Source organism: Microbacterium deferens, assembly GCF_045517775.1.
Taxonomy (GTDB): Bacteria; Actinomycetota; Actinomycetes; order Actinomycetales; family Microbacteriaceae; genus Microbacterium.
Genome location: NZ_JBEUWT010000004.1, coordinates 204,861 through 227,298 on the forward strand (window position 1 = coordinate 204,861; position 22,438 = coordinate 227,298).

Consider the following 22,438-nt stretch of genomic DNA (forward strand, 5'->3'; position numbering starts at 1 on the left):
CCGAGGCACCGGCCCGGACCGGTCGGTCAGGTACCAGCCCGGACCGGTCGGTCAGGGAACAGCCCGGTCGCTGAGCCTGTCGAAGCGTCCGGAGAGCGGAGTCGCGCCTGGCCGCGTCAGTCGAAGGAGCCGTAGACCTCGAGGGTGTTCGCGGCGACCTGCGCGCAGAGCTCGTCGAGGTCCGCCTCGAGTTCGTCGGCGATGAAGCGCATCGTCACGGGCACGAGGTAGGGCGCGTTCGGGCGTCCGCGGTAGGGCACGGGCGTGAGGAACGGCGCGTCGGTCTCGACCAGGATGCGCTCGCGCGGGATCACTCGCAGCGCATCACGGAGATTCTGCGCGTTCTTGAACGTCACGTTGCCCGCGAACGAGAGGTAGTAGCCGCGGTCAGCGGCGATCCGCGCCATGGTCTCGTCTCCCGAGAAGCAGTGGAACACCGTCTTCTCCGGCGCTCCGACCCGCGCGAGCGTGTCGAGGACGGCGTCGTGCGCGTCGCGGTCGTGGATCTGCATCGCGATGCCGTGCTTCTTCGCCAGCGCGATATGCGCCTCGAACGAGCGGTGCTGCGCGGCGAACCCGCTCTCCTCCGTGCGGAAGAAGTCGAGCCCCGTCTCGCCGATCGCCCGCACCCGAGGCTCCGCCGCGAGGGCGTCGATGGCCGAGATCGCCGCATCCAGCTCTCCCGCCTCCTCGTACGCCGGCGCCTCGTTCGGGTGAATGGCGACGGCGGCGAGCACGCGGGGGTGGGATGCGGCGGCCCACGCCGACCAGCGCGACGAGTCGATGTCGCCGCCGGCCTGCACCACCCCGAGCACCCCGACCTCGACGGCACGGGCGAGCTGCTCGTCGAGCGAGAGCCCCTCGGTCCCTGAGCCTGCCGAAGGGCCGTCGGCGATCTCGAGGTGCGTGTGATTGTCGTAGACGCCGACCGTGAGCGGTTCGGGTGCGGGCGGGTAGCTCACGTCACGGCGCCCGTCGACCGACCGCTCGCGCACGTACGCGCTCGGATCGGCCTGATCGAGCGTGCCGCGCGGCCGCTCGACCGGCTCCGATCCGGGCGCGGGCGCCGGGGTCATTTCTCCTGCTCGACGCGCGGGAACAGCGGCGCGAGCCCGTTGACCGCCGAACCGGAGCGCAGCACGCCCCACGCACCGGCCTCGCGAAGAGGCTGATCGTGCAGGCGGCCGATCGTCTCGGCGGCCCCCAGGGCGATCCAGAGCTTCTCGGTCGACTCGGGCATCACCGGCGAGAGCAGCACGGCGAGAGCCCGCAGCCCCTCGGCCGCGGTGTACAGCACCGTTCCCAGCCGCTCGCGCTGCGTCTCGTCCTTGGCGAGCGCCCACGGCTCGTTGATCGTGATGTAGCCGTTGAGCTCGGTGACGATCGTCCAGATCGCCTCGATGGCCTCGTCGATCCGGAACCGCTCGATCGCGGCGTCGGCGGTGGTCGCCGCATCCGCCACCGTCTTCTGGATCGCCAGGTCGGCGTCGGTGTAGGGGCCGGCGACCGGCACGATCCCCTCGTAGTACCGCTCGATCATCGCGATCGTGCGCGAGGCGAGGTTGCCGAAGCCGTTGGCGAGCTCCGCCTGATAGCGGGCCGAGAGGTCCTCCCACGAGAACGAGCCGTCCTGTCCGAACGCGATCGCCGAGAGGAAGTAGAACCGGTAGGCGTCGGAGCCGAAGACGTCGGTGATCTCGGTCGGCGCGATGCCGGTGAGCTTCGACTTCGACATCTTCTCGCCGCCGACGAGCAGCCACCCGTGCGCGAAGACGCCGCGCGGCACCTCGACACCGGCCGCCATGAGCATCGCGGGCCAGATAACCGCGTGGAAGCGCAGGATGTCTTTGCCGACCACGTGGTACGCCGGCCAGCGACGGGCGAACTGCTCGGGGTCGGAGCCGTAGCCGACGGCGGTGGCGTAGTTCAGCAGCGCGTCGACCCACACGTAGATGACGTGGGAGGAGTCCCACGGCACCCCGATGCCCCAGTCGAAGGTGGAGCGCGAGATCGACAGGTCTTTCAGACCGTTCTTCACGAACGAGACGACTTCGTTGCGCGCCGACTCGGGCCGCACGAAGTCGGGCACCGTGCGGTAGAGGTCGAGGAGGCGGTCTTGGAACTCGCTGAGCTTGAAGAAGTAGTTCTTCTCCTGCAGCAGTTCGAGCGGCTTCGAGTGGATCGCGCAGACCTTGAGCCCCTCGAACGCCCCGGTGCCGTCGACGATCTCGGCCTCGGTCTTGAACTCCTCGCAGCCGACGCAGTACAGCGCCTCGAACTCCCCGGCGTAGATGTAGCCGCGGTCGTAGAGCGCCTGCACGAACTGAGCGACGCGCTCCTCGTGGCGCGGCTGGCTCGTTCGGATGAAGTCGTCGTTCGCGACGTCGAGGGTCTTCAGCAGCGGGAACCACGACTCGCCCACGAGCTTGTCGACCCACTCCTGCGGTGTCGACCCGTTCGCCGCGGCCGCACGCATCATCTTCTGACCGTGCTCGTCGGTTCCGGTCAGCATCCAGGTGTCGTCGCCCGACTGGCGGTGCCAGCGCGCGAGCGCATCGACGGCCACGGTGGTGTACCCGTGGCCGATGTGGGGCACGTCGCTCGGATAGAAGATCGGCGTCGTGACATAGAAAGACCGGCCGTTGCTCACCCGGAGATTCTACGGGGGCGGATGCGGCGCCCCGGTCGCTGTGACGCACGACGCCCCGGGTCGGAGGGTCGCGCCGGCGTCGGACGAATGCGCGCAGATCCTCCGACGCCGGTGCGATCCTCCGACGCCGGCGTGCGCGACGGCGTCAGCGCTTGACGGCGAGCGCGGCCTGGTAGAGCTCGCGGGAGGAGTGGCCGGTGAGGGTCGACACCTCACCGGCGGCTTCTTTGAGGCGGGTGCCCGTGCGCACCATCTCGAGCACCTGGGTGACGGCGTCGGGGAAGGCCACGGCTCGCGGCTCGGCACCGGCGACGACCACGACGATCTCGCCGCGCGCACCGGTCTCGGCCCACTCGGCGAGGTCGGAGAGCGGGCCGCGCACGACTTCCTCGTGCAACTTCGTCAGCTCGCGGCAGACCGCCGCCCGACGGTCGGCGCCGAAGCCCGCGGCCATGTCGTGCAGGGTCGCCGCGAGACGCGACGGCGCTTCGAAGAAGACGAGGGTGCGGGCCTCGCTCGACAGGGCCGTGAAAGCGGCGCGGCGCTCGCCCGACTTCCGCGGCGGGAAACCCTCGAAGGCGAAGCGGTCGGTCGGGAGGCCCGAGACGGCGAGCGCGGTGAGCACGGCGCTCGGACCGGGGATGACCGTCACCCGCACGCCCGCGGCCGCCGCCGCGGCGACGAGACCGTAGCCGGGGTCGCTGACCGTCGGCATACCGGCATCGCTGAGCACCAGCACGTCTTCGGTGCGGGCGCGTTCGGCGAGGTCGCCCGCGCGCTCCTTCTCGTTGTGGTCGTGGAGGGCGACGAGCTTCGGGCGGTTCTCGATGCCCAGCGCGCTGAGCAGACGGATGGTGGTGCGGGTGTCTTCGGCGGCGATCACGGTCGCCGCCTCGAGCGCTTCCACGAGCCGACGCGACGCGTCGCCGAGATTGCCGATGGGCGTCGCCGCGAGGATGATCACCGTCCCACCCTAGGCGCGAGGTTCAGCGGGTTCGCCCGGCCGCGCAGCATCCGAGCGCGCACCGCGCGGAAGTAGGCTGGTGCCGTGACGACTGCCGAGCCGCTGCTCCCCGCGCAGCGCCCGGCTCCCCTCGACCGGTGGCGCGCGCGCATTGCGGCCGATCCGCAGCGCGAGCGGCTTTTCGCGTGGCTCGTCCCCGCGCTCGTGACCCTCTTCGGCGGGGTGCTGCGGTTCTGGAACCTGGGGCACCCCCGCGCGATCGTCTTCGACGAGACCTACTACGTCAAGGACTCGTGGAGCCAGTGGGTGCTCGGCTTCCCCGCGAAGTGGCCGCCCGAGGGCGCCGATGCGCTCTTCCTCGGGGGCGACACGAACGCGTTCGAGACGGCGGGCAGTTTCGTCGTGCACCCCCCGCTCGGACGCTTCTTCATCGGCCTCGGCATGGCGCTGTTCGGTCCTGACTCGTCGACCGGGTGGCGGTTCGCCGTCGCCGTCTTCGGCACCGCGACGGTGCTGCTGGTCTACCTCGTCGCGAAGACCCTGACGCGCTCCGTCGTCTTCGCCGGTATCACGTCGGGTCTCCTCGCCATCGACGGCCTGTCGATCGTGCTCAGCCGCGTCGCGCTGCTCGACGGCATCCTCACGTTCTTCCTACTCCTCGGTTTCTGGTTCGTGCTGCTCGACCGGCACCGCCACATCGATCGCCTCGCCGCGTTCGCCGCGGCGCGCGAGAGCGCCGGGCACGACCCCGCCTGGGGCCCGGTGTTCTGGAACCGTCCGTGGCTGCTGGCCGCGGGAGCCGCTCTCGGGGCCGCCACGGCCGTGAAGTGGTCGGGCCTGTACGCGCTCGCGGCGTTCGGTATCTGGGTCGTCGTCACCGATGCCCTCGCCCGACGGCGCGCGGGTGTCGGCATCTGGCCCGCGGATGCCGCGTTCCGCCAGGGGCCGGTCTCCTTCCTCCTGCTCGTCCCCGTCGCCGCGGTGGTCTACGTCGTGTCGTGGACGAGCTGGCTCGCCACCGACGACGGATGGGACCGGCACTCGGTCGACAACGCGCCCGCGCAGGGCGTCTGGTCGTGGGTGCCGCTCGGTCTCCAGAACCTCTGGAAGTACCACCAGGACATCTACGGATTCCACGTGGGGCTCACCACGCCGCACAGCTATCAGAGCCCCGCGTGGCAGTGGCCGCTGCTGATCCGTCCGACCTCGATGTACTGGAACCAGGATGACGCGGGAGTCGAGGCCGTCTCCAGCATCCCGAACCCCCTCATCTGGTGGGCCGCGGTCGCCGCGGTGGTCTTCCTCGCGGCCCGCTTCGCGATGACGCTCGAGTGGCGCTACGCCGCCGTGCTGATCGGCGTCGCGGCGACGTACGTGCCGTGGCTTCTCTACCCCGAGCGCACGATCTTCCAGTTCTACACGGTCGCGATCATGCCGTTCCTCGTGCTCGCGTTGACCTTCGCGCTCCGAGAGATCGCCGGAAGAGCGGATGCTGCGCCGGCCCGCCGCGCCGCGGGCCAGAACTCGGTGATCGTCTTCCTCGTCATCGTCACGCTCGTCTCGGCGTTCTGGTACCCGGTGTGGACGGGGATGACGGTGCCGTACGAGTTCTGGCGCCTCCACAACTGGCTGCCCACCTGGATCTGACCGTGGACGACCGGACCGAGGCCTGGCTCACCGATGAACGGCCCATCCAGCGGGTCAAGGTGTTCCAGAACGCCGCGGTCGACGAATCGGCATGGCCGGCCACCATCCCGGCGATCGCCGACTTCCTCCGCGTCGCGCGCACGGACGGCTGGGAGTTCGACGCCGGCGTGACGTTCCTGGTGGGTGAGAACGGCTCGGGCAAGTCGACGCTTCTGGAGGGCATCGCCGAGGCCGCGGGGCTTCCGCCGGAGGGCGGCACGGTCAACGGCGGCGCGCAGACCCGGTCGACCGAGTCGCCGCTCGGGCAGTGGTTGCGGATCGAGCGCAGCCCGCGTGCGTCCCGGTGGGGATTCTTCCTGCGCGCGGAGACGATGCACGGCTACTACTCGTACCTCGACGACCTCGGCGGCGCAGAGCCCAGCCTGCACCGGCTCAGTCACGGCGAGTCGTTCAACGCGCTTCTGGACGACAAGCTCGACCACCCGCAGTTCGTCACCGGGCTCGCGTGCCTCGACGAGCCCGAGGCCGCCCTGTCGTTCTCCTCCACCCTGCGCTGGTTGGCCGCGCTCGACCGCATGCGCTCCCGGGGCACGCAGGTCATCTGTGCGACGCACTCCCCCGTTCTCGCGGCGCTGCCGGGCGCCACGATCCTCGAGCTCGGCGACGACGGCATCCACCGCACGGAGTGGGACGAGCTCGAGGTCGTACGCTCGCACCGCTCGTTCCTCGACGCGCCCGGCCGGTTCCTGCGGCACCTGCTCGACTGACGCCCGCGCTCACGCCGCTGCGCCTCGCGCGCTGCGCGCCGGCCGTACCGGCCGCGCCAGCCGCGCTGCGCCGAATGCGCCACTTTCCGGCGAATGCCCGTAAGAACCTGTGGGGTCGCACGCAGGAATGCGCCACATTCCGCCGCTAAGCGGAGCGGCCCAGCTGCGCCCGCCGCGCGCGCGCGCCGCGCCGAATGCGCCACGTCTCGGCGAATGACCGCACGAATCTGTGGGGTCGCACGCAGGAATGCGCCACATTTTGCCGCTAAGCGGAGGTGCTCAGCTGCGCCGGGTCGGTCACGGGCAGACGGCACACGAAGCCCCGGCAGTCGTAGGCGGTCGGAAGGCCGCCCTGGGCCGTCTTGGCCTCGAAGAGCGAGAAGCCGTCGGCGGCGAACGCGTCGGCCTGCTCAGACGTGACGACGGCGACGACGTCGGCACGGATGCTGCGTGCCGCCTCGCCGAGAGCACTCCCCGGGGCGCCGACCACGACGAGCTGCCGGGGCGGTGCCGCCAGCGCGACGGCGACGTCGAGCATCGCTCCGTGCCCGAGCGGCTGTTCCAGGGCCGTGGGCGCGACGCGGGCGACGAGCGACGCGGCGGCGTCGCGGTAGCGCTCCCCGGCGCCGAGGTGCCAGAGCGCGAGAGCGCCCCCGGCGAAGGCGGCCGCGGGCGACGGAGATGCCCCGTCGGTGTCGGAGCCGCCGACCGCCATCCCCTGGGCGACCAGCACCGGGTCGCCCCCGCCGGGAACGACGACGCCGCCGTCGCTCAGGCAGGCATCGACGAGGTCGCGGGCAGCTCCGGCGTAGCGCACCTCTCCGGTCGCCGCGGCGAGGAGGGCCAGCCCGCGAGCGAGCGATCCGTAGTCCTCGAGGGTGGCGGGCGCACGCGAGACGATCTCGTCGAGCGACGCACGGCGCAGCATCCCGTCGTCGCCGATATTCGTTTCGAGCACCGCCTCGGCCGCCCACCGGGCAGCCTCCACCAACCGTGCGCCGGAGTCTCCGAGCGCGACGCCGGAACGGGCGAGCGCGCCGATCGCGAGGCCGTTCCACGCCGTGACGACCTTGCCGTCGAGCGCGGGCGGCTCGAGGCCGACCCGACCATCGGCGTCGCGGGCGTAGTAGCCTCCCTCGTCGCGTCGCCCGTCGATGATCGACTCGGAGTCTTGCGCGGCGGCGAACCCGCCCGTGGGCTGCTGCAGCACGTCGATGACGAACCGCGCCACATCGGCCGCGATCTCGGGCGCACCCGCGTCGAGGGCCACCTCGATCAGGCCGGCGTTATCGGTCAGCATCCGCTCGTAGTGCGGGATGCTCCAGTCCCGACGCGTCGCGTAGCGGAAGAATCCTCCGTCGACCGGATCGTGCAGGTCGGACGCCGCCATCGCCTCGAGTGCGCGTCGCGCGACCTCGGGGGCCTCGGGCACCGGTAGCGCCGACGCCTGCAAGAACCGCAGCGCCGGAACGGTCGGGAACTTCGGATTCTCCATGCCGGAACCGGCGGCGAACCCCCCGTAGGCGCGGTCTTCTCTGTCGACGAGGCGACGCGCAGCATCCGCGAGGTCGTCGAGGGTGGGCAGCCCCGCCGCGTCAGACGCCGCGGACGCCGCCGCCGCGAGGGCGTCGCGCAGGGCCGCTCCGGTGCGCTCGACCTCGTCGCGGCGCTCGGTCCACGCCTCGCGCACCGCACCGAGCACCTCCCGGAACGCCGGCAGGGGAGGTCGCGGCTCGCCGGGCCAGTAGGTGCCCGCGTAGAAGACCCGGCCCTCGGGGGTCGTGAAGACCGTCAGCGGCCAGCCGAGGTGGGGCGTGAAGGCGGATGCGGCGTCGAGGTAGGCGGCGTCGACGTCGGGATGCTCTTCGCGGTCGACCTTCACCGCGACGAAGCCCTCGTTGATCACGGCGGCGGTCGCGTGATCCTGGAACGACTCCCGCGCCATGACGTGGCACCAGTGACAGGTGGCGTACCCGATCGACACCATCACCGGAACGCCCCGCCGTGCCGCCTCGGCGAAGGCCTCGGGCCCCCACGCGAACCACGCGACGGGATTGTCGGCGTGGGCGCGCAGGTAGGGGCTCGAGGACTCGGCCAGGCGGCTGTTCAGGGCGATGCGTCCGTTCTAGTTGACCTCGTCGGGGTGCGCGCTGACGCGGCCCGAGCCATCGCGGGGGTCGAGCGCGTCGATCGCGACGAGCTCGGGGCCGCTGAGTTCGAAGTCGAACACGTCGATGTTCTCTTCGAGGCGCTCGCGGCGCACCGACTTCGGGAAGACGATGAACCCCTTCTGCAGGTGCCAGCGCAGCACGACCTGCGCCGGGGTCTTGTCGTGGGCGGCCGCGGCGTCGGCGACGGCGGGCAGGCCGAACAGGTCGTACTTGCCCTGTCCGAGCGGACCCCACGACTCGATGCGCACGTCGTGCTCGTCTGCCCACGCGGTGATCTCGCGCTGCTGGTAGGCGGGGTGCAGCTCGATCTGGTTGACCGCCGGGGTGACGCCGGTCGCCTCGACGATGCGCTCGAGGTGCGGCACGAGGAAGTTCGAGACGCCGATCGAACGGGCCTGCCCGTTGTCGCGGATCTGGATGAGGTGCTCCCACGCGTTCAGGAACGTGTCTTTCTGCGGGGTGGGCCAGTGGATGAGGTAGAGGTCGGCGAACCCGAGACCGAGCTTGTCGAGGCTCTCGGTGACCGCCTCGAACGGCTGGTCGCCGCTCTGCCGGTCGTTCCAGAGCTTGGTCGTGACGAAGAGCTCGTCGCGCGCGATGCCGCTCTTCGCGATCGCCGCGCCCACGCCCTCCTCGTTGCCGTAGATCGCGGCGGTGTCGATGTGCCGATAGCCGACCTCGAGGGCTTCGGTGACGGCGCGCTCGGCGTCTTCGGCGGGCACCTTGAATACGCCGTAGCCGAGCTGGGGGATCTGGTGGCCGTCGTTCAGTGAGACAAGAGGAATCGTCATGACCCCAGCCTAGGGAGCCGCACCGACACGGGGGTGGGCTTGACGCCGTCTCGTCCGAGATGCGGGCAGTCGGCCGGGGCGAGGGCTTCGCGCCCCGCACAGCCCGCGTTCCGGCAGAAAGCCCGCGCGCGGGCGCGGGGATCTACGATGGAGGGCTGTGTCTGCGCCAGAACCCGTGATCACGTACCCGCCCGAGCTGCCCGTCAGCGCCGCGCGGGACGAGATCGCGCGCGCCATCGCCGCCTCGCAGGTCGTGATCGTCGCCGGCGCCACCGGATCGGGCAAGACCACGCAGCTGCCGAAGATCTGCCTCGAGCTCGGTCGCACGCGCATCGCCCACACCCAGCCCCGCCGCATCGCCGCCCGCACCATCGCCGAGCGCATCGCCGAAGAGCTCCAGGTGCCGCTGGGCACGACCGTCGGCTACAAGGTGCGCTTCACCGACAAGGTCACCGAAGACACGCGCATCGCGCTGCTGACCGACGGCATCCTCCTCAACGAGATCCACCGCGACCGGCTGCTGCGCCGCTACGACACGATCATCATCGACGAGGCCCACGAGCGCTCGCTGAACGTCGACTTCCTGCTGGGGTACCTGCGCCGCATCCTGCCCGAGCGCCCAGATCTGAAGGTGGTCGTCACCTCGGCGACGATCGATCCCGAGAGCTTCGCGCAGCACTTCGCGGATGCGGCGGGCACCCCCGCTCCGATCATCGAGGTCTCGGGGCGCACCTACCCGGTCGAGGTACGGTACCGACCTTTGGTACCGGACCCTTCGACAGACACCGACGAGAGCGCGGTCGCTCCGGCGGCGAAGAAGACGGCGCCCGACGACGACCCCGACGAGATCGGCGGCATCGTCGCGGCGCTGCGTGAACTCGACCGCGAAGCCCCCGGCGACGTGCTGGTGTTCCTCCCGGGAGAGGCGGAGATCCGGGATGCGGCCGACGCCGTCCGCGGCGCGTACTCGTCCGATGCCTCGCCCACCGAGGTACTCCCCCTCTACGGGCGGCTGTCGGCGGCCGAGCAGCACCGCGTGTTCGAGCGATCGAAGGTCGCCGGCGTCCGCAGACGCGTCATCCTCTCCACGAACGTGGCCGAGACGAGCCTCACCGTCCCCGGCATCCGGTACGTCGTCGACACGGGCACGGCCCGCATCTCGCGCTACAGCGCGCGTTCGAAGGTGCAACGGCTTCCGATCGAGGCGGTGTCGCAAGCATCCGCCCAGCAGCGATCGGGCCGCGCGGGCCGTACGTCCGACGGCATCGCGATCCGCCTGTACTCGGAGGACGACTTCGACCGTCGTCCCGAGTTCACCGAACCCGAGATCCTGCGCACCTCTCTCGCCTCCGTCATCCTGCAGATGCTCTCGCTCGGCTTCGGCGACATCTCGGCGTTCCCCTTTCTCACCCCGCCCGACTCGCGGGGCGTGAAGGCGGCGTTCGACCTGCTGCTCGAACTCGGCGCGATGCGCGCCCCCCGCTCGCGCGACGAGCAGCCTCGCCTCACCGACATCGGTCGTGAGCTCGCACGGCTCCCCATCGACCCGCGTTTCGCCCGGATGCTCATCGAGGCCCGCCGCGACGGGGTGGAGTCGGAGGTGCTGGCCATCGTCGCCGGCCTGTCGATCCAGGACGTACGCGAACGCCCCGAGGAGCGGCGCGAGGAGGCCGACCGCCTGCACGCGCGATTCACCGACCCCACCAGCGACTTCCTCTCGCTGCTCAACCTCTGGAACCACCTGCAGGAGCAGCAGACCGAGCTCGGATCGAGCGCCTTCCGCCGCCTCTGCCGCGCCGAGCATCTCAACTACGTGCGGGTGCGCGAGTGGGCCGACGTGCATCGGCAGCTGCGGTCGCTGCTCGGACCCTCGGGCGATCGACCCCGGAGGCGCAAGAAGGATGCTGCGCCCGCGCCGGCGCGCGTCTCGCCTCCGTCCGACGGCGCCGCGGTGGGCGGGCACGAGGCGGGCGATGCGATCCACCGCGCGATCCTCTCCGGCCTTCTCTCGCACATCGGCCTCCTCGACGTACGCACCGGCAAACCGCCGCAGGACCGCAAGCCCGCCCGCGGCGCGGGAGCTCCGCGGGCGGAGTACCTCGGGGCGCGCGGCGCCCGGTTCGCGATCTTCCCGGGCTCGGGGCTGCGCAAGGCCAAGCCCGCCGCGGTCATGGCGGCCGAGCTCGTCGAGACCTCCCGCCTGTACGCCCGCACCGTGGCGTCCATCGACCCGGCGTGGGCCGAGTCGCTGGCGGGAGACCTCGCCAAGCGGTCGCTGAGCGAGCCCCACTGGTCCAAGGCCGCGGGCGCAGCATCCGCCTACGAGAAGGTGACGCTGTTCGGGGTCGAGATCGTGCCGAAGCGTCGGGTGCAGCTCGCACGCTTCGACCGGCCGCTCGCCCGCGAGATGTTCGTGCGGCACGCCCTCGTCGAGGGCGAGTGGGATGCGTCGATGCTCGACAAGCGGCTGACCGCGTTCCTCCGACGCAACACCGAGCAGCGGCGGCTGCTGGAGAAGATCGAGGAGCGCGAGCGGCGTCGCGACATCCTCGTGGGCGACGAGGCGATCTTCGCCTTCTACGACGCGCGGCTTCCGGCCGACGTCTTCGACGTGCGCTCGTTCGAGGCGTGGTGGACCGAGACGTCGTCACGCACCCCGCGGCTGCTCGACGTCACCGAAGCCGACCTCACCGGCGAGGGCGGGCGCGGCGACGACAAGGGCTTCCCGTCGCGCTGGCGCCAGGGCGACCAGGTGCTCGGCCTGGCCTACCGCTTCGAACCGGGCGCCGACGACGACGGGGTGACGGTCGTCGTGCCGCTCGCCCTCCTGGCGTCGCTGCGACCGGTGGGCTTCGACTGGCAGGTACCGGGGCTCCGCGACGAACTCGTCACGTCGCTCCTACGGGCACTGCCGAAGACGATCCGCCGCAACGTGGTTCCCGCGGCCGACTGGGCCGAGCGGTTCGCCGCCGACCTCGCCGGGCGCGGCCCGGAAGACCACGACGGACTCCCCGCCGTCTCGCTCGTCGACGCCCTCGCCGCTCTCGTGCAGCGCGTCGCGAACCAACCCGTGACCGCCGCCGACTTCGAGCTCGAGCGCGTCTCATCGCACCTTCGCGTGTCGTTCCGCGCCGTCGACGCCCGCGGCCGCACGGTCGGCACCGACCGCGATCTCGCGGCGCTCCAGGGCCGGCTCGCCGACCGCGCCCGCACGAGCGTCGCCGACACGATCGCCGGGCGCGAGGCGCCGAAGGGCGCCAGGGGCGGCGCGGCGAAGATCGCCGCGGCGAGCCTCGACGGCCGCGCGGCAGGCTTCCCCGAGCGCTCCGGGCTCACCGCATGGACCTTCGACGACCTGCCGGAGATGGTCGACACGAGGGTGGCGGGCGGCATCGTGCGCGGCTACCCCGCGATCGTCGACGACGGCGCCTCGGTATCGCTGCGACTGGAGGCGACCGCCGACTCCGCGGCAGCGCTCACCAGGAGCGGGGTGCGACGGATGCTGCTGCTGGCCGTCGCGTCGCCGGCCACGTACGTGCTCGACCACCTCACCGCCAACGAGAAGCTGACGCTCGCCGCCTCGCCCTACCAGAACGCCAAGGCCCTCATCGAGGACGCCCGGGTCGCCGTCGTCGACCAGCTGCTCGACCGGCTCGCCCCCGGCCGCGTCGTGCGCACCCGCCAGGAGTTCGAGAGCCTGCGCGACGCGTTCTCTGCCGCCGTCGTCGACGACACCTTCGCCGCCGTCTCCCTCGCCGCGCGCGTGCTCGCCGCCGCCCGTGAGGTCGATCGGGCGATGAAGGGGCAGAACTCCCTCACCCTCCTCGGCGCACTCGGCGACGTGCGCGCGCAGCTGTCGGGCCTGGTGTTCCCCGGTTTCGTCTCGCGCATCGGTCTGACCCGCCTCGCGCACGTGCCGCGGTATCTCGCCGGCGCCCTCGAGCGCGTGAACGCCCTCGCCGACAACGCCGGCCGGGACCGCAGCCGGATGACCGAATTCGAACGCGCCGCCGCCCCGTTCCAGGAGGCCGGCGGCAGCATCCCGCTCCCCCTCGATGCCGCCCCGGGGGTCGCACACGCGCGATGGCTGCTCGAGGAGTTGCGGGTGAGTCTGTTCGCTCAGCGACTGGGCACCGCAGAGCCCGTCTCGCCGCAACGCATCGCTAAGGCGCTCAAGGCCTGAACGCTGCGGTTCCGGGCGTAGGAGATGGCGTCGGCGTAGGCCGGTTCGGCCCGGAGGTTCCTACCGCCGCGCCACTTCCTGCGTCGGGAACGCGCCGCACGGGAGGATGAGGGAATGGACGCCACCGAACGCAACGCGCGCGCCGCCTTCGCCGAGCGCGCGATCCTCGCCCGGTACCTCGGCGGGGTCCCCGGCATCGCGTGGGGGCGCTCGGCGTGGCCGCCGATTCCGCTCCGCCGCCGCGGCGGTCCGGCTCGCTGGCATTACTGGTGGAGCGCCCACCTGCTCGACGCGGCGCTCGACGCCGCCGCGCACCGCCCCACTCGTGCCCGGCGACGACGCGCACGGCGGCTCGTCCGCGGCATCCGGCTGCGCAACGGGGGCACCCTGTCGCGCACGTTCTACGACGACCTGGCCTGGATGGGACTCGCCCTCGAACGCGACGACGGCCACCGCCGCGCGACCGAGCGCATCGCCGCGCAGCTCGAGGGGGCGATCGACGTCGCGGTCGGCGCCGTGCCGTGGGAGGTCGGCAACCCCTTCTTCAACGCACCCGCCAACGGACCCGCGGCGATCCTCTTCGCCCGCACCGGTCGCCGCGACGCCGCCGCGCGGCTGAGCGACTGGATGGACGAGACCCTCCGCGACCCCTCGAGCGGTCTGATCATCGACGGGGTCGTCATCGAACGCGGCGTCGAGACCCGCCGGGCGACCGAGCTCTACACCTACTGCCAGGGTGTCGCGCTGGGCGCGGCGGCCGCGCTCGCCCACGACGACGCGCGCTTCGCCTCCCGCGCGGCCGCCCTCGTGGGCGCGATCGCCGCGTGGACCGGGCCGTCGCTCCTCCTCCCCGGCGCGGGAGGCGGCGACCGCGGACTGTTCGCGGGCATCGCGTGCCGCTACGTGGCCGACGCAGCATCCGTCCTGCAGACGCGGGCGGACGCCGGGGGCCCGGATGCTGCGACGCTCGAGCGGGCCGCCGCATCCGCCCGCTCCCTCGTGATCGCGAACGCCGACGCCCTCTGGGCGGGTCGCGCCACGATCGACGGGTTGCCGATCTTCTCGGCCGACGCGACGGTCCCCGCCGACGCGTCACCCGACGCTCCCGAGCGCGACCTGTCGGTGCAGCTCGGCGCGTGGCTCACGCTCGAAGCCGCGGTCTCGCTCGACTGACCGCGAGACCCGACCCGACCGACGAGACCCGGTCAGAGTGTCGCGGTCTCGGCGCGAAGAACGGGTCTCGCGGTCAGGATGCTGCGCGGACGCACGAACGCCCCGCCCGGAGCGGGGCGGGGCGTTCGGTGCGCGCGAGGGTCAGTTGCCCGAGCGGCGCTTGTTGTAGACGTCGAACGCGACGGCGAGGAGGAGCACGAGGCCCTTCACGGCCTGCTGCCACTCGATGCCGATACCCATGATCGACATACCGTTGTTGAGCACACCGATGATGAGACCACCGATGATCGCGCCGCCGATGGTTCCGACGCCGCCCTGCACCGCCGCTCCACCGATGAAGGCCGCCGAGATCGCCTCGAGCTCGAAGCCGTCACCCGCCTTCGGACCGGCGAGGTTCAGACGAGCGGTGAAGATGAGTCCCGCGAGAGCTGCGAGGAAGCCCATGTTCACGAAGAGCCAGAAGTCGACCCGGCGGGTCTTGATGCCCGACAGCTCGGCCGCGTGACGGTTGCCGCCGATCGCGTAGATGTGACGACCGAACACCGTGCGGTTCATCACGATGCCGTAGACCATCACGAGAATCGCGAGGATGATCAGCGTGACGGGCACGCCCTTGTAGCCGGCGAGCGAGTAGACGAAGAAGCCGATCGCCGCCGAGATCAGCACGAGCTTGATGATGAACCACACGATGGGCTCGACGTCCTGACCGTACTTGCGACGTCCCGCGCGGGTGCGCACCTGCTGCACGACGAGGGCGATCACGACGACCGCGCCGACCGCGAGGGTGAAGATGTCTGGTTCGCTCTCACCGAAGACGCCCGCGAGGAACCCATTGCCTAGGGCACGGTACTCATCGGGGAACGAACCGATGTTCGCGTTGCCGAGCACGACGAGGGCCAGGCCTCGGAAGATGAGCATGCCCGCCAGGGTCACGATGAAGGCGGGGATGCCGACGAAGGCGATCCAGAACCCCTGCCACGCGCCCACCAGGGCGCCGATCGCGAGGGACAGGATGACAGCCAGCCACCAGGGCATCCCCATCTTCACCGCGAAGACGCCCGAGATGGCTCCGACGAAGGCGGCGACCGAACCGACCGAGAGGTCGATGTGGCCGGCGATGATGACCATCACCATGCCGATGGCGAGCACCAGGATGTACCCGTTCTGCACCACCAGGTTGGAGATGTTCTGCGGACGCAGGAGGATGCCGTTCGTCAGGATCGTGAACAGCACCACGACCGCGATGAGGGCGATGAAGATGCCGTTGCGGCCCAGGTCGGTGAGGATATGCGTGAACCAGCGCGTGAACTTGTTGTCCGGCGGATTGATCTGCGCCCCGACGGCTTCGGTGTTGTTGGTCATGTCGTGCTCCTGTGGCCGCGTCAGCGCGGATTCTCGATGGTCATGAGCTTGAGGACGGATTCGGGTGTCGCCTCGGCGATCGGCAGCTCGCCCGTGATCCGCCCCTCCGACAGCGCGTAGACGCGGTCGGAGATGCCGAGCAGCTCCGGCAGCTCGGAGGAGATCACGATGATCCCCTTGCCGGATGCTGCGAGCCGGTTGATGATCGTGTAGATCTCGTACTTCGCACCGACGTCGATGCCGCGGGTGGGCTCATCCAGGATGAGCACCTCGGGGTCGGAGTAGATCCACTTCGACAGCACCACCTTCTGCTGGTTGCCGCCGGAGAGCTTCCCGGTCTTGACCAGCACGTTCGGTGCCTTGATGTTCAGGTCGCGGCGGTACTCGTTCGCGACCTTGAACTCCTCGTTGTCGTTGACGAGACCGGCCTTCTCGAGCTTCTTGAGCGAGGCCATCGACACGTTGCGCTTGATGTCTTCGATCAGGTTGAGCCCGAAGGTCTTGCGGTCCTCCGTGGCGTAGGCCAGGCCGTTGTCGATCGCCTCGGCGACCGTGCGGGTCTTGATCTCCTTGCCGCGCATGAACACCTTGCCGCTGATGCGCGTGCCGTAGCTGCGGCCGAACAGGCTCATCGCGAACTCGGTGCGTCCGGCTCCCATGAGGCCGGCGATGCCGACGATCTCACCGGCGCGCACATTGATCGACACGTTGTCGACCATGACGCGCGTGGGGTCCTGGGGGTGGTGGGCCGTCCAGTCCTCGACGCGGAGCAGCTCTTCGCCGATCTGCGGCTCGTGGTCGGGGTAGCGGTGCTCCAGATCGCGACCGACCATGTCCTTGATGATGCGGTCCTCGGTGACGTCGCCCTGGGAGATCGTCTCGATCGTCTTGCCGTCGCGGATGACCGTGACGGCGTCGGCGACGCGCTTGATCTCGTTCAGCTTGTGACTGATGATGATCGACGTCACGCCCTCCGTCTTGAGCTGGAGGATGAGGTCGAGCAGGTGGGCGGAGTCCTCGTCGTTCAATGCCGCTGTCGGCTCGTCGAGGATGAGGAGCTTGACCTCTTTCGACAGCGCCTTGGCGATCTCGACCAGCTGCTGCTTGCCGACCCCGATCTGGTTGATCTTCGTCGTCGGGTTGTCGCGAAGCCCCACGCGCTTGAGCAGCGCGGCGGCTTCGAAGTTCGTCTTGTTCCAGTCGATGAGTCCGCCGGACGCGCGCTCGTTGTTGAGGAAGATGTTCTCGGCGATCGACAGGTACGGGCTCAGCGCCAGCTCCTGGTGGATGATGACGATGCCCTTCGCCTCGCTGTCGCGGAGGTTCTTGAACGCCACCTCCTCGCCCTCGAACACGATCGCGCCCTCGTAGGTGCCGTGCGGGTAGACACCCGAGAGCACCTTCATCAGGGTCGACTTCCCCGCGCCGTTCTCGCCGCAGATCGCGTGGACCTCGCCACGGGCGACACCCAGCGTCACGTTCGAGAGCGCTTTCACTCCCGGGAACGTCTTGGTGATCCCGCGCATCTCCAGAATGTTGTCGGCCATGCTGTCTCTCCTCTCCCCAGACAGGGCCGGGCGGCTCTCGCCACCCGGCCCGTCGTTTCTTCGGGTGTTAGCCGGCGACTTCGTCCGCGGTCCAGTAATCGCTGTCGACGAGAACCTCGGTGATGTTGTCCTTGACCACGATCACCGGGTCGAGGAGGTACGACGGCACGACCTTCACGCCGTTGTCGTAGTCCGTGGTGTTGTTGACCTCGGGCTCCTCGTCGTTGAGCAGGGCGACCGCCATGTCGACGGCGACCTGAGCGAGCTGACGCGTGTCCTTGAAGATCGTCGCGTACTGCTCACCGCGGTTGATGGCCTTGACCGAGTCGAGCTCGGCGTCCTGGCCGGAGATGATCGGCCACTCGGCGCCGACGGAGTAGCCGGCGTCGGTGAGTGCCGAGATGATGCCGCGCGAGATGCCGTCGTAGGGCGACAGGATGGCGTCGACCTGCGTGCCGTCGGAGTAGGTCGCCGTGAGGATGTCCTCCATGCGGCTCTGAGCGGTCTCGCCGTCCCAGCGGAGCGTCGCGACCTGCTGGAAATCGGTCTGACCCGACTTGACCACGAGCGTTCCGTCGTCGATCAGCGGCTGGAGCACGTCCATGGCGCCGTCGAAGAAGAAGGTCGCGTTGTTGTCGTCGGGCGAACCGGCGAACAGCTCGATGTTGAACGGACCTGCCGGCGCGCCGGAGATCGCCGTGCCGTCGAGCTCGGTCAGACCGAGTCCGTTGAGAACCGACCACGCCTGCTGCTGACCGACGAGGAAGTTGTCGAACGACGCGTAGTAGTTGACGTTCTCCGAGTCGCGGATGAGGCGGTCGTAGGCGATGACGGGGATGTCGGAGTCCGCAGCGTTCTGCAGCACCTCGGTCAGCGTCGTGCCGTCGATCGAGGCCACGATGAGCGCTTCTGCACCCTTGGTGATCATGTTCTCGATCTGCGAGACCTGGGTGGGGATGTCGTCCTCGGCGTACTGGAGGTCGACGGAGTAGCCCTGCTCCTCGAGGGCAGCCTTCACGGCGTTGCCGTCCTGGATCCAGCGCTCGGAGCTCTTGGTGGGCATCGCGACGCCGATGAGGCCGCCGCCGCCCTCGCCACCGCCGGTGCCGCCGGTCGAGCCGCCGGAGCAGGCCGAAAGCAGGAGCGCTCCCGCGGCGACCGCCGCGACGAGAATCTTCTTGCCTTTCACAGTGATTCCTTTCTTAGGACTTCTTCGTCTTGGTGTTTCGGTGTTCATTTATCTGCTGTCCGACCGGAGGTCTTCTCCGAACGGCGACCGCGACGCGGCGGGGTGACCCGGCGCTCGACGGTGGTCTGGTGGTCGAGCGACCGGCTGCGCTCGTGGAGGCGATCGATCGCCTCGGCGGGGAGGGGCTCCACCGCGCCGCCCTCGCGGGCGATGTGCACCGTGCGTGCGACGTCCTCGAGCACCACGGCTGACCGCACGGCGTCGCGGGGGGTCTCGCCGATCGTGAACGGACCGTGGTTGCGCATCAGCACGGCGCGGGAGCGCGAGCCCCGGAGGGTGTCGACGATGCCGCGACCGATCGTGTCGTCGCCGACGATCGCGAACGGACCCACCGGCACCGGGCCGCCGAACTCCTCGGCAGCGGCCACGATCGTGCACGGGATCTCTTCGCCGCGTGCCGCCCAGGCCACGGCGTAGGTCGAGTGCGTGTGGACGATGCCGCCGACCTCGGGCAGGTTGCGGTACACGTACGCGTGCGCCGCCGTGTCGCTCGAGGGCGCACGGGTGCTTCCCGGGGTGCCCTCGACGACCCGGCCGTCGAGGTCGCAGACGATCATGTTCTCGGGGGCGAGGTCGTCGTACGAGACACCGGACGGCTTGATGACGAACAGGTCTGCTCCGGGGACGCGACCCGACACGTTGCCGCCCGTCCAGACGACGAGTCCGTACCGCACCAGCTCGGCGTGGAGAGCCGCGACATCGGCCCGCACGCGTGCCACGGCGACCTCGGTCTTCACGCCTGCCACGTACGGGTCGTGCAGCTCGGCGGCATCGCCAGCGCCCATCACGACTCCTTCGTCAACCCGTGTGATGCGGTCATGTGACCGTTCACATTGCGCAACTATAGCCAGGTCTGCGGCGCCGGTGTCAAGCGCGGCACGTCTCAGCTTGGTAACGCGAGGTTCAGAGGCGTGAAACCGGGCCGCTGGAGTGCCGGACGACCAGCTCGGGGACGAGCGAAGAGGCCTGCGCGTCGGTGGAACCGAGCAGCACATCGACACATCGTCGACCGAGTTCGGCGAAGTCCTGACGGACGGTCGTGAGCGGCGGCCAGAAGTGCGCCGCCTCGGGGATGTCATCGAACCCGACGATGCTCACGTCCCTGGGCACCTCGAGACCCTCGTCCCGGATGGCGTGGAGCAAACCGAGCGCCATCTGGTCGTTCGACGAGAAGATCGCCGTGAAATCGCGGACTCCCAGCAACTCCCGCCCGGCGTAGTAGCCGAACTCCGCGGTCCAGTCACCGAGGATCGGCGCGGTCGTGGGGATGTCGCTCGCCGACATCTCTGCGAGGAATCCCCGCATCCTCGCCTCCGCCTCGATCCAATCCTGGGGTCCGGCCAGGTGGTAGATGCTGCGGTGCCCGAGTTCGATGAGGTGCCTCGTCGCCAGTCGTGCACCGGCGACCTGGTCGACCGAAAGGGTGTGGTCGGCGTCCAATTCGGTGGACTGCAGGGTCACATAGGGAACGTCGAGCTGCTCGGCGGCGAGCGCCCGCAGCACGCGCACCTGGGGTGCGATCACGACGAGTCCGTCGACGGACTGCGCCATCAGATGGGCGATGCCGGCGGGTATCGACTCGGGGTCCTTCACGTCGATGTTCGCGGTGCTCACCCAGTAACCGCGGGTGCGGGCGGCGGTCTCGATCGCCGCGATGCTCGACGCGGCACCGTAGGTCGTCGAGCCGGCGGCCAGGATCCCGATCGTCTGCGAACGCGATGTCACCAGCGCTCGCGCGGCGCGATTGGGCCGGTATTGCAGTTGGGCCATGACCTCGACCACCCGCGCACGCGTCTCGGGACGGATGCTCGGATGATCGTTCAGCACGCGCGAGACGGTCTGATGCGACACCTCGGCGAGGCGCGCGACATCACGGATGCTGGGCCGTCGCCCTCCCGCGTCGTCGCTCATCTACCGCCTCCTGCATGTGCACGGTCACACGCGACATCCTCGTCGGAGGCGCTTCGGGCCGGCTGCGAGCATGTGACAGTCACATCGCTCGACTCGCAACGGATTCTGTCACATTCCTGCCGCGCCAATACACTGGCGCGATGTCGGACTTCGCGCGTTTTCTGCCGCTGAGCGGCCGCCCCCACGGCGCCGAGACCGGCGTATCGAACGACCGACGCGGCACCCTCGCCGACATCGTCGACCGGGCGTCCGCGATCATCACCGCCGACGCGGCCGACCGCGCACCGCTGCTTCCGGCCTTCCTCGACGACGCCGACCTGCGGGACGAGTTCGCCGCCCTGGCGGTCGAGCCGACCCCCGCCGGGCTCACGCGGCTGGGCGAGACCATCCGCACCGGTCGACGCCGTCACCCGCGTGCCCTGGCCTCCGGCGCGCGAGCGCTGCTGCTGCTGGCGCGCAGCGCCGACACCGACCCCGGCCTCGACGCCACCGCGGCCGGCATCGTCTCGCTGTGGCTCGCCGGATCCGCCCCGTTCGACCGCCGCGCGGTGGTCAAGGGCCGCACGGTGAGGGCGACCGATGCCGACTGGTCGTTCGGGCGCGGCCCGGTGCTCGAAGGCACCGCCACCGGCATCGCCGCGTTCCTCCTGGGGGTCTCCGACGACCCGCCCCGCCCGCTCACCGGTCGAGGATGACCGCCCGGTAGAACTCGATCCCCCGCAGCCAGGTGTCGACGCCGATCCGCTCGTCGTGCGAGTGGAGCGCCGCGCGCTCGTCGGCGCTCAGGGTGAACGGCGCGAACCGATAGACGGCGTCGCTGATGCGGGTGAACCACCGACTGTCGCTCGCACCCAGTTGCAGGTAGGGAAGCGGCACGACGTCGTCGCCGAGCGTCGCGTGCACCGCTCGGGCGACGCGCCGCCAGGCGTCGCCGCGCCAGGGCGACACGGCAGACGGATCGTTTCCCCGCAGCACCTCGATCTCGACCGACGGGTCGGCGACGGCGCGACGGACGTGCGCGACCGCGGAATCGACCGTGTCGCCGGTCAGGAGGCGGATGTCGACCGTGGCCCGGGCGTGCGTGGCGAGCACGTTCTGCCCGTCGGAGCCCGACAGCTCGGTGACGACCGCGGTGGTGCGCACCATGGCGTTGAGCTCGGGGCCGAGACGCGACAGCACGCGGGCCAGCAGCGGCCCGAACCCGTCGAGCCGGCGCAGCACGGGTCGGAGCGCCCCCGAGGCGTGCGGTGCCGCGGTCGCCAGCATCGCGCGGACGGGCGAAGCAAGGCGTCGAGGGAACGGGCGACGCCGCAGGCGGTCGATGGCGCGTGCGAGCCTCGCCGTCGCGGGCATGGCCGGGGGTGTCGAGGCGTGCCCGCCGCGTTCGGGAACCGTGAGTGCGAGCGAGAGGATTCCCCGCTCGGCCACGCCGATCATGGCCGTCGGCGCCGAGACGCCCGGTACCGCCCCCCGGACGACCGCGCCCCCTTCGTCGATCACGAGTGACGGGCGTACGCCTCGCGCGTGCAGCACATCGACGATCGCCTGCGCACCCGTGCCGCCGATCTCCTCGTCATGACCGAACGCGAGGTACACGTCGTGCGCTGGTGTCACGCCGTCGGCGAGCAGGCCTTCCACGGCCTCGACGATTGCGACGAGCGCGCCCTTGTCGTCGATGGCGCCGCGCGCGTGGATCATCGCGTCGGCCCCGGTTCCGGTGATCTCGGCCGCGAACGGCGGATGCTGCCACTCCTCCGCGACGACGGGCACCACGTCCATGTGCGCCATGAGCACGAGAGGTTCTGCGTCGCTGGCCCCGCGCCACCGGTAGAGGAGCGCGTGACCGCTCACGACCTCGCGCTCGAGTGCCGCGTGCAGCCGGGGATACAGGCTTTCGAGACCTTCGTGGAAGGCGTCGAACGCGCCGACGTCGACACGTGCCGGGTCGACGTGGGAGACCGTGGGGATGCGCAGCAGTTCGCGGAATCTCTCGACCGGGGACGACACTCGTCGAGACTACGCC

16 protein-coding genes are annotated in these 22,438 nt (G+C 70.4%); 5 read left to right on the forward strand and 11 right to left on the reverse strand.

All coding sequences use genetic code 11. From position 1 onward, the window contains the following. Positions 1 to 116: 116 nt before the first annotated feature. From ABTU82_RS14755 to rsmI, 3 genes are all read right to left on the reverse strand, one after another. Positions 117 to 1,076: a TatD family hydrolase gene (locus tag ABTU82_RS14755; RefSeq protein WP_407173959.1), complete on the reverse strand. Its 960-nt coding sequence runs from the start codon at positions 1,074 to 1,076 to the stop codon at positions 117 to 119. Continuing rightward, positions 1,073 to 2,650, reverse strand: a complete 1,578-nt coding sequence (gene metG, locus ABTU82_RS14760; RefSeq protein ID WP_407173960.1) for a methionine--tRNA ligase — start codon at positions 2,648 to 2,650, stop codon at positions 1,073 to 1,075. The genes ABTU82_RS14755 and metG overlap by 4 nt, the downstream gene beginning before the upstream one ends. A 145-nt stretch (positions 2,651 to 2,795) precedes the next feature. Continuing rightward, complete coding sequence (rsmI, locus tag ABTU82_RS14765) at positions 2,796 to 3,614, reverse strand: 16S rRNA (cytidine(1402)-2'-O)-methyltransferase (RefSeq protein ID WP_407173961.1); 819 nt, start codon at positions 3,612 to 3,614, stop codon at positions 2,796 to 2,798. An 84-nt stretch (positions 3,615 to 3,698) separates the two neighbouring features. Between rsmI and ABTU82_RS14770 the strand changes: the two genes are divergently transcribed. Both ABTU82_RS14770 and ABTU82_RS14775 read left to right on the forward strand, forming a co-directional pair. After that, on the forward strand, positions 3,699 to 5,261 hold the full coding sequence (locus ABTU82_RS14770) for a dolichyl-phosphate-mannose--protein mannosyltransferase (protein ID WP_407173962.1): 1,563 nt from the start codon (positions 3,699 to 3,701) through the stop codon (positions 5,259 to 5,261). A gap of 2 nt (positions 5,262 to 5,263) precedes the next feature. Continuing rightward, positions 5,264 to 6,028 (forward strand): AAA family ATPase, encoded by a 765-nt coding sequence (locus ABTU82_RS14775; protein ID WP_407173963.1) that lies wholly within the window; start codon positions 5,264 to 5,266, stop codon positions 6,026 to 6,028. A gap of 265 nt (positions 6,029 to 6,293) precedes the next feature. Here ABTU82_RS14775 and ABTU82_RS14780 read toward each other — a convergent pair whose 3' ends face one another. Next, on the reverse strand, positions 6,294 to 8,144 hold the full coding sequence (locus ABTU82_RS14780; protein WP_407174016.1) for a thioredoxin domain-containing protein: 1,851 nt from the start codon (positions 8,142 to 8,144) through the stop codon (positions 6,294 to 6,296). Positions 8,145 to 8,153: 9 nt separating this feature from the next. Beyond that, positions 8,154 to 8,990 (reverse strand): aldo/keto reductase, encoded by an 837-nt coding sequence (locus ABTU82_RS14785; protein ID WP_407173964.1) that lies wholly within the window; start codon positions 8,988 to 8,990, stop codon positions 8,154 to 8,156. A 157-nt stretch (positions 8,991 to 9,147) separates the two neighbouring features. On the opposite strand from ABTU82_RS14785, the gene hrpA reads away from it, so the two are divergent. Next, positions 9,148 to 13,173 (forward strand): ATP-dependent RNA helicase HrpA, encoded by a 4,026-nt coding sequence (hrpA, locus tag ABTU82_RS14790; RefSeq protein ID WP_407173965.1) that lies wholly within the window; start codon positions 9,148 to 9,150, stop codon positions 13,171 to 13,173. Positions 13,174 to 13,287: 114 nt separating this feature from the next. Beyond that, entirely contained in the window at positions 13,288 to 14,346 is a 1,059-nt protein-coding gene (locus ABTU82_RS14795; RefSeq protein ID WP_407173966.1) for a glycoside hydrolase family 76 protein, read from the forward strand. Positions 14,347 to 14,487: 141 nt separating this feature from the next. Here ABTU82_RS14795 and mmsB read toward each other — a convergent pair whose 3' ends face one another. The 5 genes from mmsB to ABTU82_RS14820 all read right to left on the reverse strand — a co-directional run bounded on the left by mmsB (position 14,488) and on the right by ABTU82_RS14820 (position 20,415). Next, a complete protein-coding gene (mmsB, locus tag ABTU82_RS14800) occupies positions 14,488 to 15,708 on the reverse strand; it encodes a multiple monosaccharide ABC transporter permease (protein ID WP_116647486.1) in 1,221 nt (406 codons plus the stop codon). 20 nt (positions 15,709 to 15,728) lie between these two features. Continuing rightward, entirely contained in the window at positions 15,729 to 17,255 is a 1,527-nt protein-coding gene (gene mmsA / locus ABTU82_RS14805) for a multiple monosaccharide ABC transporter ATP-binding protein (RefSeq protein WP_116647487.1), read from the reverse strand. A gap of 67 nt (positions 17,256 to 17,322) precedes the next feature. Continuing rightward, positions 17,323 to 18,444 (reverse strand): multiple monosaccharide ABC transporter substrate-binding protein, encoded by a 1,122-nt coding sequence (gene chvE / locus ABTU82_RS14810; protein ID WP_116647488.1) that lies wholly within the window; start codon positions 18,442 to 18,444, stop codon positions 17,323 to 17,325. A 44-nt stretch (positions 18,445 to 18,488) separates the two neighbouring features. Continuing rightward, a complete protein-coding gene (locus ABTU82_RS14815; RefSeq protein ID WP_407173967.1) occupies positions 18,489 to 19,289 on the reverse strand; it encodes an L-ribulose-5-phosphate 4-epimerase in 801 nt (266 codons plus the stop codon). Between the two features lie 118 nt (positions 19,290 to 19,407). Beyond that, a complete protein-coding gene (locus ABTU82_RS14820) occupies positions 19,408 to 20,415 on the reverse strand; it encodes a LacI family DNA-binding transcriptional regulator (RefSeq protein WP_116647490.1) in 1,008 nt (335 codons plus the stop codon). A gap of 140 nt (positions 20,416 to 20,555) precedes the next feature. Between ABTU82_RS14820 and ABTU82_RS14825 the strand changes: the two genes are divergently transcribed. Next, positions 20,556 to 21,110: a hypothetical protein gene (locus ABTU82_RS14825; protein ID WP_407173968.1), complete on the forward strand. Its 555-nt coding sequence runs from the start codon at positions 20,556 to 20,558 to the stop codon at positions 21,108 to 21,110. Here ABTU82_RS14825 and ABTU82_RS14830 read toward each other — a convergent pair. Further along, complete coding sequence (locus ABTU82_RS14830) at positions 21,094 to 22,422, reverse strand: M20/M25/M40 family metallo-hydrolase (RefSeq protein ID WP_407173969.1); 1,329 nt, start codon at positions 22,420 to 22,422, stop codon at positions 21,094 to 21,096. The genes ABTU82_RS14825 and ABTU82_RS14830 overlap by 17 nt on opposite strands. Between the last annotated feature and the right edge of the window lie 16 nt (positions 22,423 to 22,438).